Annotated in this window: 15 protein-coding genes; 1 reads left to right on the forward strand and 14 read right to left on the reverse strand. The window is 41.3% G+C overall.

Annotated features, from left to right (window positions below):
* Positions 1-3: 3 nt before the first annotated feature.
* The 14 genes from motS to GLV98_RS12940 all read right to left on the reverse strand — a co-directional run bounded on the left by motS (position 4) and on the right by GLV98_RS12940 (position 15,047).
* Positions 4-786, reverse strand: a complete 783-nt coding sequence (motS, locus tag GLV98_RS12875) for a flagellar motor protein MotS (RefSeq protein ID WP_160915815.1) — start codon at positions 784-786, stop codon at positions 4-6.
* Positions 776-1,603, reverse strand: a complete 828-nt coding sequence (motP, locus tag GLV98_RS12880; RefSeq protein WP_160915818.1) for a flagellar motor protein MotP — start codon at positions 1,601-1,603, stop codon at positions 776-778. The genes motS and motP overlap by 11 nt, the downstream gene beginning before the upstream one ends.
* A gap of 51 nt (positions 1,604-1,654) precedes the next feature.
* Positions 1,655-2,653 (reverse strand): catabolite control protein A, encoded by a 999-nt coding sequence (gene ccpA, locus GLV98_RS12885; RefSeq protein ID WP_160915820.1) that lies wholly within the window; start codon positions 2,651-2,653, stop codon positions 1,655-1,657.
* A 300-nt stretch (positions 2,654-2,953) separates the two neighbouring features.
* A complete protein-coding gene (locus GLV98_RS12890) occupies positions 2,954-4,015 on the reverse strand; it encodes a bifunctional 3-deoxy-7-phosphoheptulonate synthase/chorismate mutase (RefSeq protein WP_160915823.1) in 1,062 nt (353 codons plus the stop codon).
* A gap of 203 nt (positions 4,016-4,218) precedes the next feature.
* On the reverse strand, positions 4,219-4,536 hold the full coding sequence (gene ytxJ / locus GLV98_RS12895; RefSeq protein WP_160915825.1) for a bacillithiol system redox-active protein YtxJ: 318 nt from the start codon (positions 4,534-4,536) through the stop codon (positions 4,219-4,221).
* A gap of 62 nt (positions 4,537-4,598) precedes the next feature.
* The gene (locus tag GLV98_RS12900) at positions 4,599-5,021 is read right to left on the reverse strand and encodes a YtxH domain-containing protein (protein WP_089650497.1); all 423 of its coding nucleotides are present in this window, start codon (positions 5,019-5,021) and stop codon (positions 4,599-4,601) included.
* 14 nt (positions 5,022-5,035) lie between these two features.
* Positions 5,036-5,455 carry a DUF948 domain-containing protein gene (locus GLV98_RS12905; protein WP_089650496.1) on the reverse strand — a complete coding sequence of 140 codons (420 nt, stop codon included), beginning with the start codon at positions 5,453-5,455 and terminating at the stop codon, positions 5,036-5,038.
* Positions 5,456-6,007: 552 nt separating this feature from the next.
* Positions 6,008-7,303, reverse strand: coding sequence for a UDP-N-acetylmuramate--L-alanine ligase (murC, locus tag GLV98_RS12910; protein ID WP_160915827.1), 1,296 nt, complete (start codon positions 7,301-7,303; stop codon positions 6,008-6,010).
* 197 nt (positions 7,304-7,500) lie between these two features.
* The gene (locus tag GLV98_RS12915) at positions 7,501-8,616 is read right to left on the reverse strand and encodes a nicotinate phosphoribosyltransferase (RefSeq protein WP_160915829.1); all 1,116 of its coding nucleotides are present in this window, start codon (positions 8,614-8,616) and stop codon (positions 7,501-7,503) included.
* Between the two features lie 106 nt (positions 8,617-8,722).
* The gene (locus GLV98_RS12920; RefSeq protein ID WP_237417131.1) at positions 8,723-11,779 is read right to left on the reverse strand and encodes a DNA translocase FtsK; all 3,057 of its coding nucleotides are present in this window, start codon (positions 11,777-11,779) and stop codon (positions 8,723-8,725) included.
* A 153-nt stretch (positions 11,780-11,932) separates the two neighbouring features.
* Complete coding sequence (ytpR, locus tag GLV98_RS12925) at positions 11,933-12,538, reverse strand: YtpR family tRNA-binding protein (RefSeq protein WP_160915831.1); 606 nt, start codon at positions 12,536-12,538, stop codon at positions 11,933-11,935.
* Positions 12,539-12,541: 3 nt separating this feature from the next.
* Complete coding sequence (locus GLV98_RS12930) at positions 12,542-13,360, reverse strand: DUF1444 domain-containing protein (RefSeq protein ID WP_160915833.1); 819 nt, start codon at positions 13,358-13,360, stop codon at positions 12,542-12,544.
* Positions 13,361-13,665: 305 nt separating this feature from the next.
* Positions 13,666-13,983 (reverse strand): thioredoxin family protein, encoded by a 318-nt coding sequence (locus GLV98_RS12935; protein ID WP_160915835.1) that lies wholly within the window; start codon positions 13,981-13,983, stop codon positions 13,666-13,668.
* A gap of 35 nt (positions 13,984-14,018) precedes the next feature.
* Complete coding sequence (locus GLV98_RS12940; protein WP_160915837.1) at positions 14,019-15,047, reverse strand: PTS transporter subunit IIC; 1,029 nt, start codon at positions 15,045-15,047, stop codon at positions 14,019-14,021.
* A gap of 190 nt (positions 15,048-15,237) precedes the next feature.
* Here GLV98_RS12940 and GLV98_RS12945 point away from each other — a divergent pair, with 190 nt between their 5' ends.
* Entirely contained in the window at positions 15,238-17,397 is a 2,160-nt protein-coding gene (locus tag GLV98_RS12945) for a methyl-accepting chemotaxis protein (protein ID WP_160915839.1), read from the forward strand.
* Positions 17,398-17,488: the final 91 nt, after the last annotated feature.

Raw genomic sequence — 17,488 nt, forward strand, 5'->3', positions numbered from 1 at the left:
TCATTAAGAGGAGCTTTCATAATCCGGATCAAGGATCACAATTTCCACCCTACGGTTTTTACTCCAATTTTCTTCTGAATCATTTGGTGCTACCGGTCTTGTATCTCCATAAGCGACGGCAGTAAAACGTTTGGGATCTAACTTTTCCGTATTTGCTATGATATAGCGGATGACGCTGCTTGCTCTAGCTCCTGACAACTCCCAGTTTGATGGGTAACGATAGGTGTTGATCTGCCGGTTATCGGTGTGCCCCTCTACTTTCACGAAATTAGGAATGTTTGTTAACAGGGTCCCCACTTTCATCAAAAAAGGTTTTGCCCCATCCAGGATTTCAGCACGGCTCGTTTCAAACAACAATTGTTCTTCTAATACCAGTACGACACCCCGCTCAGTTTGAGTGGCAGCAATAATGTCACTGAGTTCGTTTTCTTCTAAGTATTCATCCACTTCTTTTTTTAATTCTTCAAGATCTTGCGTCTGCTCTGCCTCTTTGGCTGCAACATGATCCGGGTTTTCTGTGGGGACTTCAAACTCATTATTTTTCTCCCCATTCTCCTGAATCTTCGTCTGTTCTGTAGGATAGTCGCTCTCAATAGCCGATGGATAAAAATCAAAAATCATCCGATTGCGAAAGGATTCTGCTATGGCTTCAAATTTCACTAGATTAATTTGAGACATGGAGAATAAAAGAATGAAAAATACGAGCACCAATGTAATCATATCCGCATATGTAGTCATCCATTTAGGTGCACCTTTCTTTTTTGCACTTCTTCGCCTAAGATTCATTAGCCGTAGCTCCTAATGGATCTTCCTCTTTTTGTTCCTCTTCTTCTACCTTTTTATCACTTTCGGATAAAAAAGCGCTCAGTTTCTCTTCTAAGATTTTAGGGTTTTGCCCAGACTGAACACCAATGACACCTTCAATAATGACTTGTTTTATGAACATTTCTTCATAAGTTTTGTTTTCAAGCTTACCTGCCATTGGGATAAAGACTAGATTGGCAAGCAATGTACCATAAAAAGTAGTCAGGAGTGCTACAGCCATCTGAGGTCCAAGAGTTGCCGGATTGGATAAGCTTTGTAACATGAGGACTAGCCCGATCAGTGTCCCAATCATTCCCCAAGCAGGTGCATATTCCCCTGCCTTCTCAATGATTGCTCTGCCTCTTTGATGACGCTCCTCAACGGCCACGATTTCCGCTTTCATGATATCGTTGATGACCTCTGGTTCAATACCATCTACAGCAAGAAGAATTCCCTTCTTAATAAAAGGATCTTCCACATCTTCCAGTTCTGTTTCAAGAGCAAGTAAACCTTCTCTCCTTGCTTTTTCAGATAAGCTTACGAACAAGGTGATCAATGCCCTTAAATTCATGTCACTTGTTTTAAAAGCCTCTTTGGTCACACGGAACGTAAGCTTCACTTCCCTCATATTGAAGTTTACTAGAATCGCTGCTACAAGTCCTCCTAGAACGATAAAGATCGAAGACACTTGAATAAACGACTTAAATCCCCCGAAACCGGCGTTTGCCATGATACCAAACATGACCATGGCAAAACCGACCGTGATTCCGAGGGGAGTCAATAAATCTTTTTTTGTCATTCCACTCTCTCCTCAGTTTCGAACAAGTACCTTATAGTACATATATCGGTACTATTTCTGCTGAGTTGAGTTTCTTTCGATAATTCTATGAGGCAAAATGACGTTCTGCTCTTCCACTTCTTCTTTATTCATGAATTTCGTTAGAAGACGCATGGCCACCGCACCGATGTCGTACATCGGTTGGACTACTGTAGAAAGCGTTGGGCGTACCATTGTAGCCAAACGTGTGTTGTCAAAACCAAAGACTTCTATGTCCTCAGGAACGCGAATTCCCCGGTCTTGTGCCCCGTGTATGACACCAAGAGCCATTTCATCCGAAGAGACGAAAATCGCAGATGGCTGGTTGTCCATCTCCACGATCTGTTCTAAAGCTTCGAGCCCAGAATCATAAGAGTAATCGCCTGTAACCATCCATTTTTCCGGCTGTTCCTCACCACTTTCCTTCATGGCACGTTTAAAGCCTTCTACTTTTTCAGTATTAATGACCGTATTTTCTGGTCCTGAAACAAAAGCGATTTGCTTGTTACTCTCAAGCAAGAGCTTCGTTGCATCATAAGCAGCTTCTTCATAATTAATATTTACCGATGGGGTTTCTTTTGTCTCATCCACCGTTGCAGCAAGAGCAATCGGGACAGATGAAGTTTTGAATTCACGGATATGATCTTCAGTAATATCTCCGCCCATGAAGATCAGACCATCCACTTGTTTTCCTAACATGGCATTGATTAAATGAAGTTCTTTATCTTTATTCTGATCAGAGTTACTCAGAATAATATTGTAATTGTACATGGTTGCGATATCTTCAATTCCGCGCGCTAGTTCAGCAAAGAAAATACTGGAGATATCAGGAATGATCACTCCCACAGTTGTCGTTTTCTTGCTCGCTAATCCACGAGCGACAGCATTCGGTCGATACCCTAGTCTTTCGATGGCGTCATGTACTTTCTTCCGAGTCGCCGGTTTCACATTCGGGTTCCCGTTCACAACCCTTGATACCGTCGCCATCGATACATTTGCCTCTCTTGCTACATCATATATTGTTACATTCATCATGCATCCTCCTTCGTCAAATCCAATCGTTCATTTTAGTTCAATAGGATAATCATACGATAAATCGCTTACCCGCGCAATATTCGTAGCTTTTCTCTGTATTATTATACCCTAATTATTATAACGGATAGCCCTTTCCCTGCAAAAGAATACGATAATGGTAGCCTGCAGCATTTAGAATTGCATAGATTAGTCACATAAGAATGACCAAAAACACAAAAAAAGTTAGGCTAGCGGGCCAGCCTAACTTTTTTCCTCAGTTGCTCATTTTTTCTCTTGTGGACCGTAAAAGATGGATCCTTAATTATTTTTCAACTCTTCCATGAAAGCATGGAACGTTGGGATATCCATTTGTTGCGCTGAATCAGACAGGGCTACAGCTGGGTCTGGATGAACCTCTGCCATGACTCCATCTGCACCAATGGCTAGAGCTGCTTTTGCAGCAGGTAGTAATAGATCACGACGCCCGGTAGAGTGTGTGACATCCACCATGACAGGCAAGTGCGTTTCTTGTTTTAAAATTGGTACAGCAGAGATATCAAGGGTGTTTCTCGTCGCTTTTTCATACGTACGAATGCCCCGTTCACAAAGAATGATATCCTGGTTCCCTCTTGAAATGATGTATTCCGCTGCATTGATGAACTCAGAAATTGTAGCAGACATTCCTCTTTTTAATAGTACCGGTTTATTTACAGAACCTGCTGCTTTAAGAAGTTCAAAGTTTTGCATGTTACGTGCACCAATTTGGATAACATCTAAGTAATCCAGAGCTTCTTCAAGATCCGCAGGGTTTACGATTTCACTGACAACCGCCAAATCTTGTTCGTCTGCTGCTTGTTTGAGCATTTTCAAACCTTCGATACCCAGCCCCTGGAAGTCGTAAGGGGATGTTCTCGGCTTGAATGCACCACCTCGTAAAAGTTTAAGCCCCTGGTCTTTAACAGCTTTAGCAACCGTAGATACTTGCTCATAACTTTCCACAGAACAAGGACCCATGATGAAGGAAGGAGCACCATTTCCGACCTTTTCCCCTTTAATTTCTACAACGGTATCTTCAGGTTTTTTCTTCCGTGAGACAAGCAGGGCTTTCCTGTGATCATCTTCTTGCAGTTCAAGGGCTGCCTTGAAAATTTCTTTGAATAAGTGAACGATTGTTGAATCCTCGAAAGGACCCTTATTATGTTGAGATAATTGATTGAGCATGGCTCTTTCTCTTACAGGATCAAAACGGTTCATCCCCTGCTGCTCCTTGATTTGACCGATTTCCTTTACCAGATCACCGCGTTTATTGATTAAATTCAAAAGCTGTAAATTAACCTCATCTAATTGGCTACGCAGCTGGTCAAGATTTTGATTACTCATTATGTTCGTCCCCCTACTAAGAATTTAGTGTTATGAAATGGATGAATATTTTAAATAATTAGGGACAATTATAGCTAATATTTCGACAGTTGTCACCCCTATAAAAGGTTTTCATGAAATTCTTTATCAAAAGTTTGTCTAACCTCAATTAACAATACTGTCTAAACCAAAAAAGGCCTGCTTTTTTACAGGCCTTTACGAAATCAGACTTCCAATAATCTTTCTTTTGTGATAGCCGAATGACTGTCATGCCAAACGGCTTCTCCTTCTTGAAACTGAATGACCTGAGGAGACTCATGACGGATTCCTGTGAATTCAGCAATATGTCCTGATAATTCTCTGGATTCCTGTACATAAAGGATGAAGCATGGAACAGATGTCTCTTCAGAAAAACGCTCAAACTGCTGGTGAGCTGCTGCACTGATCGGGCAGGTTAGACTATGCTTTAATAAGAAAAACTCTTGATACGCTTCTACGACGTTAATAAATTCCTCTTTATTCTTAATCACTTCTTGTTTCAAGTTTACTCCTCCTTCAACAGAAAAGATGGAGGTTGAATGTTCAACCTCCATCTCACTTTTCATTATAAATTAGATGATGTCGTGGAATCTTGTTGTTTTTCAAGCTCTTGTGCAGCTTCTTCAATGGCTTCTGCCACTTCTTGAGCTGCTTTTTCAGCTTCATCTTCTTCATTTGAACGGAAGTTCTTGACTTTATCTTTCACAGCCCCACTGAACTGCTGGGACTTCTCAGTTACGTTTTTAGAAAGTTGAGAAGAAGACTCTACGGCCTTATCTTTCCACACGCCACTTTTTTCATAAGCAACGTCTTTCCACTCTCCTGCACGCTCTTTCCATTCACTGGAATTGCTATTGATGTTTTCCCTAAGTTCACGACCAGACTTTGGTGCGAAAAGTAGGGCTACGGCAGCTCCTACAAGTCCACCAATTAAGGAACCTAGTACGAAATCTCTCCCATTACCATTTTGTTGATTTTGTTGACTCATAACCGAATTCCTCCTTAAGATTTAGTCTCTTCTTTCTTTGCTTTCTTCCACAAATTGATGGCCACTTGCCCCCATTTCATGGCTTGTGCGGCTGTATCCGTGTTTTCATGGGCAGACTGTGTTAACCCTTTGGATACAGATCGAATGGACTGATTGAACTCTTGAACTGTGTCACCAATTCCCTTGACTCCATCAACTAAAGTATTCAACTTCTGTGACTTTTCTCCGACATCTTCAGCCAATTTATTGGTTTTATTCAAGAGCTCAGTTGTCTCTAAGGTGATTCCTTCCATTTGCTTTTCCACACCTTCAAGTGTGTCAGCAACATTGTTCATCGTACGGCGCACGGCCGTCAACGTCCTCGCCAAAAAGATGACAAGAACAGCAAAAGCCACTGCTGCAATTAGTGCAGCAATGTACAGAATAATAATCATTCCCCCTGCACACTCCTTCTTATGTAATCAACACAGTTTAGTTTATACCCTAAATGGGCATTTTTAAACGTGCTGGCTACTATAAATGGACTTATTCGCTATCCTATCCCTAAATTCCTTCACCATTCGGATATTTTGTTCAAAAAAGTCTCTTTTTACTTTTATCCGACAACTAAAATTCATTCTTACAAACCTTGCCATACTGGCAGACTTGGTTCATAAACTTTTGAGCTGTTTCTATTACGTTTGACAGTCGTTGAGGGAAGCTCTTAGTTATAGAGTTCGTTTCTCCCCCGAATCCAATGGGGGTGGTTAGGAAGCTGCATGATTTCACCGGAGTGGATTGACTGGCGAAACCTCATAGAGCGAAGATCAAGAAGGCTTGCCATCATCCACATAAGATCGGAAAGGATTTCCCCAATCGTCCTGAGCTTCTATGTAAACAAACCCGAGTTATCCCGAAAGGTAGTCTTTCACAACCCTACCCTTTACAATTAAAAAGCTCGTGGAAAAAGAAAAAACATGCGGCTTTTCTTAAAGCCGCATGTTGCTTTAGTCATTCTGATTTTCGTAAGCTTTTTGGAATTTTTGAATATCTCCTGCTCCCATGAACAATAGAACACCATTTTCATGTGCTGAGAGTTGTTCGACTTCTTCCAATTGTAAAACGCGGGAGTCTGGTATCAATTCTTGTAAATGATTGATGGTCAACTTCCCTTCATCTTCTCGAGCGGATCCGAAAATATCACAAAGGTAAACTTCATCCGCTTCGTTCAGACTTTCTGCAAATTCATTCAGGAACGTTTTCGTCCTGGTGAACGTATGAGGCTGAAAGATTGCGACAACGGGGCGGTCCTTATATTTTTTACGAGCTGTTTCAATTGTAGCTGTAATTTCGATTGGATGGTGGGCATAATCGTCTACTAAAATCTGGTCATGCCACTGTTTTTCTGTAAAGCGACGTTTGACACCCTTAAATGTAGCAAGCTTCTTAATTTCCTCAGGCTGCATGTTTTCATAGTGACATAATGCTATGACACTTAGCGCATTCAATACCGTGTGGTTGCCATACTGTGGAATCATGAAGGTGTCATAATAATTGTTTCTGACGAAAACATCGAATGAAGTTCCTTCTGATGTTTCGGTTATGTTCTGTGCTTGGAAATCATTTGTATCTGCCAGTCCATAATACAGAACCGGTACATTTGCTTGAATATGTTGGAGATGCTCATCATCACCACAAGCTATAATTCCTTTTTTCACTTGTTTCGCCATTTCTTGAAAGGCCTGGAATACATCATCAACACTACTGAAATAATCAGGATGGTCGAAATCGATATTCGTCATGATGGCATAATCCGGCTCATAAGAGAGGAAGTGACGTCGGTATTCGCACGCCTCAAAAGCAAAGTATTGACTATTTTCATGGCCCTTACCTGTACCATCTCCAATAAGATAAGAGGTCGGGTAGTTTTCAGACAAAACATGTGCCAATAAACCTGTCGTTGAGGTCTTTCCATGGGCGCCAGTCACTGCAATACTTGTATAGTTTTGCAGCCAATCCCCTAAAAATTCATGATAACGGTAAAACGGCAACCCCTGACGTTTCGCTTCTTGAATTTCCTCATGATCATCACTAAAAGCATTTCCAGCAATGATGGTCAATCCTTCTTGAATATTTTCCTTTGAAAAAGGCAGAATTTCTATATTCTTAGATTCTAAAACTTCTTGAGTAAAAAAACGTTTTTCAACATCTGATCCTTGAACTTTCTCACCAGAATCATGAAGAATCTGGGCAAGCGAACTCATTCCTGTTCCTTTGATACCAATGAAATGGTAAGTTGTCATAAACAAGAACCTCCAAAATAAAGTGGGTCACTTTAAGTATAGTATATGTAATATTCATGGATATGCGATTTAAAGTTGCACTCTTAGAAAACATACATCTGCATTACCTAATCATATCACGGATTGGACGGCAGAAAAAGTAAATATGACCCAATCAAAAGGCACAAACAAATGATGTTCGTGCCTTTCTCAAGCGATCATTCCTCTGCTCCAGTATATTCAACATATTCCAAACGTGGATTATGCTTGTATCTTCGACCTTCTTTCGCTTCAGGTTCACCATCAATAAATACATTATCCCCGGTAAAACCGATTCCGATCTTCAATAAACTCCCGCCGACACCATACATATCTACTGGCACTTTCTTTTCTTCAAATGCCCGAATACGTTCCTTCGTGAATCCGCCGCTTACGACAATTTTCACATGCTTGAAGCCTTCCTGATCCAGGGCACGCCTAAGGGCAAAAATCAACTCAGGGTTTACTCCCCTCGGATCAAACGTACCCATGAGATGCTGATTTCTTAAAAAGTATTTGTCCACTAAGTTACGTGAAGTATCTAGACGAACACCTTTCAATTCATCCCCAAATTCACGAGCTACTTTTAGAGAATCAGTAATGACATCATTGTTGTAATCAACCAGGGCCATCAGCTGGTCATCTGGAAATTGTTGATGGTAGGCTTTCGTTGCGGCTACAACATCTCCTTTGAACATCTGAATCAGTGCATGAGGCATAGTTCCCATACCCTCTTTTCCCCACCATTCGTTCATCGCGTGTGTAGCTTGTGCCGTTGAACCACCGATAAAAGCAGAATATCCATCTCCAGATTGTTGCGTGAAATGATCATCTCGATCACCCATAAAAATAATTGGCTTCTGCTTACCAGATGAACGAGCTGCTTTTACGACATTATACACATTGGTGGCGACAGAGGTTCTCCTCGCTAATATCCCGTCAATGATCCCTTCTAAGAATCCAAAATATTGATAAGGTCCAGTCACTGTAAGCACTGTCTCATAAGGACTGATTTTATCTCCGTCTTTCAGTGAATGGATCTCAAGGTCTTCCGGGTGTTCTGCGAACGTATGGATCAAGGCGATGACTTCATCGGTCCCACATAATACGGCATGATCCTTTTGAAAGAATTGCATCGTGACTTTATTATCAGGTAAATGATTTTCAACAATATCTCTTGTCTTTAAAAAGTAAACAGCAGAAAACCAACCTTCTGCTACACGTTCATCAAACTTAAACGTTTTATTTGTTAATCGGCTGATTTCGCCATTCAACTTCAGTGCTATTTCCTTCATGGCTTAACTCCTTAAACATAGAGGTCATGATCACTCTCATTTTCATTCATTGTTAATCATATAAAATTGAGAAGTTTTGCACAAGGTTTTTGCCGAAATGATGGATTTACTCCATCATTTCTTCGATTTGCTGCTTCGTTAATAAAATGTCTCTCGGCTTGCTTCCTTTTTGTTCCGAAATAATCCCATAGGCTTCCATCTGGTCGATTAATCTGGCAGCACGATTATACCCTACTTTGAACCGACGTTGAATGAGTGAAGCACTCGCTCCATTCTGCTCGACAACAAAATCTACAGCTTCGTCAAATAACTCGTCCGTTTCTTCTTCTGTTGACACCTGCTTCATCAACTCTTCTTGGTGGAAGAGGTATTGAGGAGGAGCGATTTTTTTAACATGATGTGTCACTCTTTCAATTTCATCATCAGAAACGAAAGCTCCCTGGATACGAACTGGCTGTCCTGAACCATTCTCAACAAAGAGCATATCTCCTCTGCCAAGGAGTTTTTCAGCTCCCCCTGAATCAATAATGGTTCTAGAATCTACTTGTGATGACACACTAAAAGCGATCCTTGTCGGTATATTCGCTTTGATTAATCCAGTGATGACATCCACAGATGGACGCTGAGTTGCTAGAAGCAAGTGAATCCCGCATGCTCTTGCTTTTTGTGCAATCCGGCAAATGGCATCTTCGACATCCTGCGGTGAAACCATCATCAAGTCAGCGAGTTCATCAATGACAATAACTAAATAGGGGAGTTTCTCAGCGTCTCTCTGCTGCTTCTTCATTTTTTCATTATAACGCTCGACGTCGCGTACGCCTTCTTCTACGAATTTCTCATACCGTTCTTCCATTTCTTTCACAGCCCACTTCAATGCTGTTGTGGCAGCTTTGACGTCTGTAATGACCGGGGACACAAGGTGTGGGAGGTCATTATACGGTGCAAGTTCAACCATCTTTGGGTCGATAAGCAAAAACTTCACATCTTCATGGTGTGCTTTATATAAAAGACTGATCAAGATGGTGTTGATACATACACTCTTTCCAGAACCCGTCGCGCCCGCAATCAACCCGTGAGGCATTTTCTTTAGATTCGTAACAATGGAATCTCCACCGATATCAAGACCTAATCCAACAGTCAAAGGAGAATCGTCATTTTGGAAAGCATCGGATTCAAAAATCTCCTGCAATCCGACCATCATGGATTGTTTATTAGGAATTTCGATTCCCACAGCTTGTTTTCCAGGGATGGGCGCCTCAATTCTTATGTCTCTTGCAGCCATACTAAGTTTGATGTCATCTGAGAGGTTTGTGATTTTACTCACCTTGACTCCTGGTTCAGGCTGCACTTCAAACCTTGTGACTGTCGGCCCCTTCATCGCATTCACAACTTTCGCACGCACATGGAAGTGTCGAAGAGTTGTTTCAAGAAGCTCCATCTGTTCTGTTATCCAACTATCATCTAGTGAGGTCGGACGTACCGGGTCTTCAAGTAAGTGTAAAGGCGTATGGTACTCGATTCTCTTGCCTTTTTCTTTTTCCTCTTCCACATCCATGGCTACGGATTCATCTTTTTTTGGTTCAGGATTCTCTTGCTGTACGTTTTCTTTTTTCTCATGATCCCGATTTCTTTTGTCCCGTGGCGTCATAAGGACATTAAAAGGCACACGACGCTTTTGACCGTCTTTCTTTTTTGAAGGTTCTTGCGTATTTGAAGCCGTTTTTTTCTTCGCTTCGTCTTCGGAATGAGGTTGTTTTTCCCTATTAGTTTTTTCCACTTCCTCTTGTTGATACATTTCCGTTGTTACTCCGGAAGGTTCAACTGAAGTTGAGTGATTCTCTTCACCCTCTGATGGTTGTTCTTTAACCGCTTCAGGTCCCTGTTGTTCCGTTTTTCCTTCAGTAAACCTCTCTTCATCCCTATTAGAGGAGAGAGGTTCTTCTAGATGAAGAGCTAGCGAATCATCTTCGTTCACTTGCTCATTTTCACTATTTGTTTCTTCATCCGTTATCTGTGTCTCCACAGCTTCAAGCTCTGAATCATTCACCTCTCCATCTTCCATACTTAACATGGTCATGGAGGAATCCTCTTGGTCTTCGATCATGGATAATGGTGATTTTTCTTCTTCACCTTGATTAAATTTGGGGTCTTCCCTGTATGTTTCCTCATATTCTGCCTCAGAATTTGTCTGTATTTCATCTGTATCTTGATCACCATCAGAAGCTTCTGAATTCGTATCTTCTTCATATTCGTCCATTTCTGCCGTTCTATTTAAGTCTTCTTCTCCCCTTTTAATTGCCTCTTGCAGAGATTCTGAAAGGTTCTCCTGTCTATCCTTTTCCACTTCACCCTCATAGTGTTCTTCATCTTTTTCCGTTTCTAAAGTCATGTCCTGACTGAACGTTTCACAAGAACTTTCATTATCGATCGCTAAGGTTTCATCAAGCTGGTCTTCTCCTGCTTGATCGATCTCATCATCAGCGAATGTGAGACCACTATACTCTTTAGACATATTTGGTCTAATATCCTCTGAATGCTCATTTCTGCGCTCTTGCTTCGTCTCCTCAGATAAGGTCGTTTCCATAGTGGCGGCCTCTTCACGCTCAAGAATTTTTGGTCGTTCGGAAACAGGTTTTGGTCTAGAGTTTTCTTCATCGACACGTGCTCTCATCCGCTTCCGTAATTCCTGCCATTGTTTTTCATCATTGGAATCAGTAAAAAATTGCGGCTGTGATTGCTGTTCTTCTACAGCATATTCCAACCTTTCCAAGCCCTTTGTAAGCTGTCGTGCTTGATAGCCGTAAATAGGAGAAGGAACATCGGTGGGTGTGAAAGGAATTGAAGAAGCTTCCGGCAGCTCCTCGGGCTCCTTCCCTTCCTTTCTAGGCCTTTTCTTTCTTTGAGACATACCCTCCGCAGGCTCTTGTTTTTCAACAGGCTTTTTGCGTCGAGGGCGTTGATAACTTCCACTTTCATCTTGAACATTTCCTGGTCCATCGGGAATAACAGGAAAACGAAATTCCCCCTGTTTTGGGTAGCGGTAAGTCATTTTTGTTTTAGCGTTTACGTCTTTTCTTTCTTCTATAGTATGTAGCGTCTCCTGGTCTTTTTTGTCTTCGGTATCCAGCAATTTTTTCATCTTATTTCTTAAGTCTTTCCACATTACGTTCACTCTCTTTTCAATTTTAAAATCACTTATAGGATTATCCCTATTTTAACAGGTTTGAGGCAGTGGTTGGTTTACAATACCTTTAAAAATGACTTTTGAATCAAAAAAAGCAAAGCAGCTGGGCTACTTTGCTTATCTGTATCCTGATTAAACTTCAAAAGGCTGTCCAATAACAGCATCTTCGTCAAGAACCAATATCCCTTTTTCTTTTGGTGCATCTGGTAGATTCAATTCTTTTGCGGAACAAATCATGCCTGATGAAGGAACGCCTCTCAACTCTGCATCTTTGATTTTCATACCACCAGGCATAACCGCTCCTACTTTAGCAACAACGACTTTCTGCCCCTGATCGATATTCGGAGCACCACAGACAATTTGCAGCGTTTCATCTCCAACATCCACTTGGCAGACACTTAATTTGTCGGCGTTCTCATGCCCCGCTTTTTCCTTCACGTATCCAACGACGAACTTAGGACTTAAATCGAAGTCAAGAACATCGTCAAGCTGATTCTTTGTAAATAGGTCTTTGATTGGAGATAGCATCTCTTCGGTCAAACGCATTTTCCCTTGCCCACCGATATTAAAATACTTAGAAGCGTTGAAGATATTGTAGCCGAGCAAAGAACCGTCCTTGCTATCCGTTATTTTCACTACATCCCCATATGCTTCCTGTTTAAAAGTATCACGGTTACCTTCCTTGATTGGAATGATCAGGACATCTCCGATTCCTTGCTTGTTGTAAAATACATCCATGTTCTACTCTTCCTTTCGATCCTTATTCGGTTTCTTCTGAGCAAGAATGAAAATCGGTTCCAGCTGCTTATCCTCATATAAAAACGACAAGGAGGTAACAGGCACCGTTCCTTCTGCAAAGAATTTCATAGCCATCTGAGCTAATATATCATACCCTTCTGAATTTTGGACATCTGCAAAGATAATGACATCCTGGTGAGGAATGCTGATGGCAAGCTCTCCTTTACACTCTGCTTTGAGCTTCTCAAGAAGGGCTTCATTTAGGATACGACTTGCATCATAGCCATCCCTTGCTGAATGGAAATAAAAGTCATTCCCATATACGCTGTCTTTTTTCATCTCAACAGGAAGAGAGCGCACATTAAAACCAGCCACTTCCTTGATCCTGTCTAGAGACCAACCCTCGTCTTCCAACATTTTCTCATCAATTAATTGATAAGATTTGCCTAGGTCGAGAGCATAATAGATACGTGTTTCTGCCGTATGATCGACATAAATCAACTTTTTCCCCTGCTCGGTTTCCGTCGGAAAAGAAGCGGCTCGAATGACAGGGAAAATGTGCTGTTCTTTTCCTGTCAGCTTATGATCTTCATTCATCACTCGAAGCGCTTCTTTCACATGGTCTTCAAGTTCATCAATGGCTTCTTCTCCGCGTGCTTCATACTTTGAAATGACATTAGGCAACGTAATAGTTATTCCTTTTCCTGAGTGGCTCCACTCGACACGGAATGTATCTTTATCTCTATTGAATGTCGTTTTCCATTGGTCATTCGATAGACGTTCTTCAAGTTTTTTCTTCATCTTAATACTTGTCATTTTCATCTTTTTTCCTCCTTTATTATGGGAAGAAAGAATTTATTTACTATTTTCGTTTCTTCAAACTACATCGTGTTCTATTATACACATTTCCCCTTACATAACAAAAGCCCAACGCTATTCAAACGAATGGCAGGATTGTGGAAGAATCGATTTTGAGATGTTTATGTGAGTAGACCTGAACTCCTGCGCGTTTGGGGAGACTCTAATCCCCTTCAAATAATTCAAACTGACTCTTAAACAATAAGGGAGCGACAGTGGGAGAAATGGGGGAAGAAAAAAACGGCCGTGCTTTTGCACGGCCTGTTTTTTCACTGGTCAAGTTTAATAATGAATTCTTCGATCTGTTCTTTTGTTTTTCTGTCCTTACTGACGAAGCGACCGACTTCTTCGCCATCTTTGAATGCGAGGAAACTTGGGATTCCGAACACATCGTTTTCTGCGCAAATGTGGATGAATTGATCGCGATCGACGTATACGAATTCCCAAGCTGTGTACTTTTCCTCCAACTCTGGAAGGAATGGTTCAATAACCCTGCAATCTGGACACCAGTCTGCAGAGAATAAGAATATGACTGATTCATTATTTTGAAGTTCTTTCATTTGTTGATCTGATTCTAGTGTAATCATTTTCAGGTCACCTCCAACGTTATTCTAGCACACCATCAATCGTATTGAATAATCATATCACCTGGTTGAATCCACCCTTTTTTGCGGAACCACAAGGCAACAAGATAACTGATCAGGGCTGGACCTATAAAATGAAAACTAATGATGATCCAGAAGATTTCCCAGGAAAAACCCATGGATTCGAATGTCATAATTTGTCCGACAAAACCGCTTGTCCCCATTCCTGAACCGGCCGCATTGTTTTCTACACTTAACCACACGGTTGCAATAGGAGCCAAAATAGCTCCTGCTATGGTTGGAGGAAGAATGATAATAGGTTTTTTCACTACGTTCGCAATTTGTAGCATGGATGTTCCGATTCCTTGAGCCAGAGCTCCGCCAAATCCGTTATCTCTGTAACTGATGGTGGCAAAACCGATCATCTGTGCTGCACACCCAACGGTAGCCGCTCCTGCTGCCACACCTTCTAAAGAGAGCATCAAAGCAATGGCCAGGCTGGATATAGGTGCTGTCAAAGCAATCCCCATTAAAACAGCCACAAGTGCTCCCATGATGATGGGCTGCTGTTGCGTTGCCCAATTAATGATGCTCCCTACCCCTGCCATAAAACGTCCGATCGGGGCCCCGATCGCTGCTGCTACACTATAACCCACAATAATGGTGACAAAAGGCGTCAATATAATATCAATCTTTGTTTCTTTACTAACGATTTTTCCGAATTCCGTCGCTAATAAAGCTGCGATATAACTTCCTGCAGGGCCACCCAGCTCTGCCCCGGCGGCTCCACTGAATAAGGCTGCAAAAATTACGAGCGGAGGAGCTTTAAGACCATAAGCAATGGCAGCTCCGATGGCTCCGCCCCATATTTTCGTGTCCATTGCAAAAGTACCCATCTCAGTAAATGATTCAGAAAGAACGATTATATCTGTCTGCTCGCCAATTGTTTTAATAATTAATCCAATAATTAGTGAAGAAAATAGCCCCAATGCCATGTAGCTTAATGCTGTGACAAAATAAGCCTGAAAAGACAATTGGACCCCTTTTCTTTTTAAAAATGTAAGCATTACCCAACCTCCTGAACTGACCAAAACTATCATACACCCAATTCAAACAGGTGTAAATACACTTACGTTGACCAATATAATCTAAAAGGCTCACGTCTTTGGTTGCCCCTTCTATTGTTTTACTAGATAAAAAGATCTATAATTAATCAGTATATAAAGAAATTTGTGAAATTTTAAGAGGAGGGGTCGAATGAAGTCGATAAAAGGCCGGATGCGTTTTCTGTTAATCGTAGCGATTGTTGGAATTTTTGCCATTTTTGGTTTCTCTACATATTTCTTTCAAGAACAAAAAGAGATGGCACAACGTACGAAAGAGGTACAACAGTCACTCGCTGATAGTCAAGAAATTAACTACTTAATGTCTAAAACCTTGATTGAGCAACAAAAGTTCTTTCATAACCCGAGTGCTGAGCAAGGGGAGGCGACAGCCGCAGCCATTCAATCCGTAAAAGAAACATCCACTAACTTTGCCGATGCGTATAAGAGTTATCCTGAGATCGAAAGTCAATTTAATGAAATTACTAAGAAAGCCGTTCAATATGAAGAAGAATTAGGTCCTTTGGTCAATATGTATAAATTAGTAGGGTTTACGGAAGATCAAGGGCTGCATCAACATATTCAATCGTCTTATAAGAATTTCAATGGAGTCATCGAGTCCGTGAATAATGACCCTTTGAAAAATTCTTTACTCGCCATGAAGGTAAGTGAACGAAATTACATCAATGAGCCAAACTCCGAGCATTTATCAGCATTTAAAACCAGCTCTCAAAATTTCAAAGACACGATTAAACGAATGGATTTTGATGCCGAGCAGTCTTCCACTCTAAACAGAAACCTTTTAAAATATGAACAGACGATCAACTCCATGGATAATACATTTACGCAAGCCAATGCCATCCGGGTATCCTTTGAAGGTATTGCTAACGATGTTTCCAATCAAGTGGATCTGGTCATGTCGACAGCAAATGAATTGAATACCTCCATGCTTGAAGACCAAAAACAGCGACAGCAATGGTTAACAACATTACTTGCTATTATTGGTGGAATCATTTTAGTAGTCATCTTAACCACGGGATTCTTCTTAATTCGTTCGATAAAAAGATCTATCAATAGTCTTAAGGAAAGTGCCACGATTATTGGGGAGGGCGACCTGTCTCATCGTGTGGATTTAACTTCAAAAGACGAGATGGCTGAGCTAGGATTACAGTTCAACCACATGGCCGACAGAATGGAACAATCCGTTCGTAAAGTCCTTCAAGCCACAGGTATCCTTAACACATCTTCTGAAAGTCTGGCTTCAATTTCTGATCAGACGGCAAATCAAGCAGAAGAAGTGAACGAAGCCATTAGCCAGGTAGCAGCTGGATCTCAGGATCAAGCTCAAAAAATTGATGAAACTCATCAATTCATCCAGCAAGTCACAGAAGCTATTATCGATACTAAAAAAGCAACGGAAACGATCGAATCGAAACTGGTGGAAGCAGAAACCGAAGGACAAGCGGGGTTACAAACAGTCGCTGAGTTAGAAAAGACTTCCAGAAACTTTATCGAACTTGCTTCACACATGACTGAGGAAGTTCAGAACGCTTCAAGAAAATCTGAAGAAGTAAATAAAGTGGTCACAACGATTGAAGGGATTGCAGACAGTACAAATCTCTTAGCCTTAAATGCAGCTATTGAATCAGCCAGAGCTGGAGAAGCAGGAAAAGGCTTTGCCGTTGTTGCTGATGAGGTCAGAAAATTAGCGGAGAGGTCGAAACAGGAGGCTGGAAGCATTCAAGACATGGTCACGACCATGTCCATTCAAATGACGACTCTTTCTGATGAGGCAGAGAAATTTAAACACTTCCAAACTTCTCAAGATCAAGCTGTCACGCAAACCAAAGATGCATTCGACCGGATCGCCAGCTATGTACAATCTATGAATAAACAAATTCAAGAGGTGAATGAAGCCGTCCATGGTGTGGATCGTGTTAATGAGGAAGTAAAAGAAAGGTTGCACAGCATTAGTGTGATTTCTGAGGAAGCAGTAGCTACAGCAGAGGAAGTTGCGGCCTCTAGTGAAAATCAATTAACCTCCATTGAAAAAGTTCACCATTCAGCTACTGACCTGCAAGGACTTTCTCAGGAACTATCTGCTGAAATCAGCCAGTTCAACATCAATGAAAATCAAACAATAGAAGCAGATCCAGATGAGACTCAGGAAGGAATCGAACTTGGCGATCGCGGTGATGGCGCATTTGAGGAAGCAGAAGACCAATTGGAAACAACAGAAATCAAAGAAGATCCAGACTCAGAACCACATAAAAAAATAGAACCTATCCATGAAGAAGAAAGGCTTTCTTCATGAACATCAGGAAGTCCAGCAAAAGATACTTTGCTGGACTTCCTTTTTCACATCTTTCATACTAATGAAAAGGGAAATTAAAGGAGGATGAACC

Source organism: Halobacillus litoralis, from assembly GCF_009856415.1.
GTDB classification, from domain to species: Bacteria; Bacillota; Bacilli; order Bacillales; family Halobacillaceae; genus Halobacillus; species Halobacillus litoralis_C.

Coding starts and splice junctions, on each gene's coding strand:
- GLV98_RS12945 (WP_160915839.1), top strand. CDS start 15,238: ATGAAGTCGATAAAAGGCCGGATGCGTTTTCTGTTAATCGTAGCGATT.
- GLV98_RS12915 (WP_160915829.1), bottom strand. CDS start 8,616: ATGAAGGAAATAGCACTGAAGTTGAATGGCGAAATCAGCCGATTAACA.
- GLV98_RS12900 (WP_089650497.1), bottom strand. CDS start 5,021: ATGAGTCAACAAAATCAACAAAATGGTAATGGGAGAGATTTCGTACTA.
- GLV98_RS12940 (WP_160915837.1), bottom strand. CDS start 15,047: ATGCTTACATTTTTAAAAAGAAAAGGGGTCCAATTGTCTTTTCAGGCT.
- GLV98_RS12905 (WP_089650496.1), bottom strand. CDS start 5,455: ATGATTATTATTCTGTACATTGCTGCACTAATTGCAGCAGTGGCTTTT.
- murC (WP_160915827.1), bottom strand. CDS start 7,303: ATGACAACTTACCATTTCATTGGTATCAAAGGAACAGGAATGAGTTCG.
- GLV98_RS12890 (WP_160915823.1), bottom strand. CDS start 4,015: ATGAGTAATCAAAATCTTGACCAGCTGCGTAGCCAATTAGATGAGGTT.
- motP (WP_160915818.1), bottom strand. CDS start 1,603: ATGACAAAAAAAGATTTATTGACTCCCCTCGGAATCACGGTCGGTTTT.
- GLV98_RS12935 (WP_160915835.1), bottom strand. CDS start 13,983: ATGATTACACTAGAATCAGATCAACAAATGAAAGAACTTCAAAATAAT.
- ccpA (WP_160915820.1), bottom strand. CDS start 2,653: ATGAATGTAACAATATATGATGTAGCAAGAGAGGCAAATGTATCGATG.
- motS (WP_160915815.1), bottom strand. CDS start 786: ATGAATCTTAGGCGAAGAAGTGCAAAAAAGAAAGGTGCACCTAAATGG.
- ytpR (WP_160915831.1), bottom strand. CDS start 12,538: ATGGATGTATTTTACAACAAGCAAGGAATCGGAGATGTCCTGATCATT.
- GLV98_RS12920 (WP_237417131.1), bottom strand. CDS start 11,779: ATGTGGAAAGACTTAAGAAATAAGATGAAAAAATTGCTGGATACCGAA.
- GLV98_RS12930 (WP_160915833.1), bottom strand. CDS start 13,360: ATGAAAATGACAAGTATTAAGATGAAGAAAAAACTTGAAGAACGTCTA.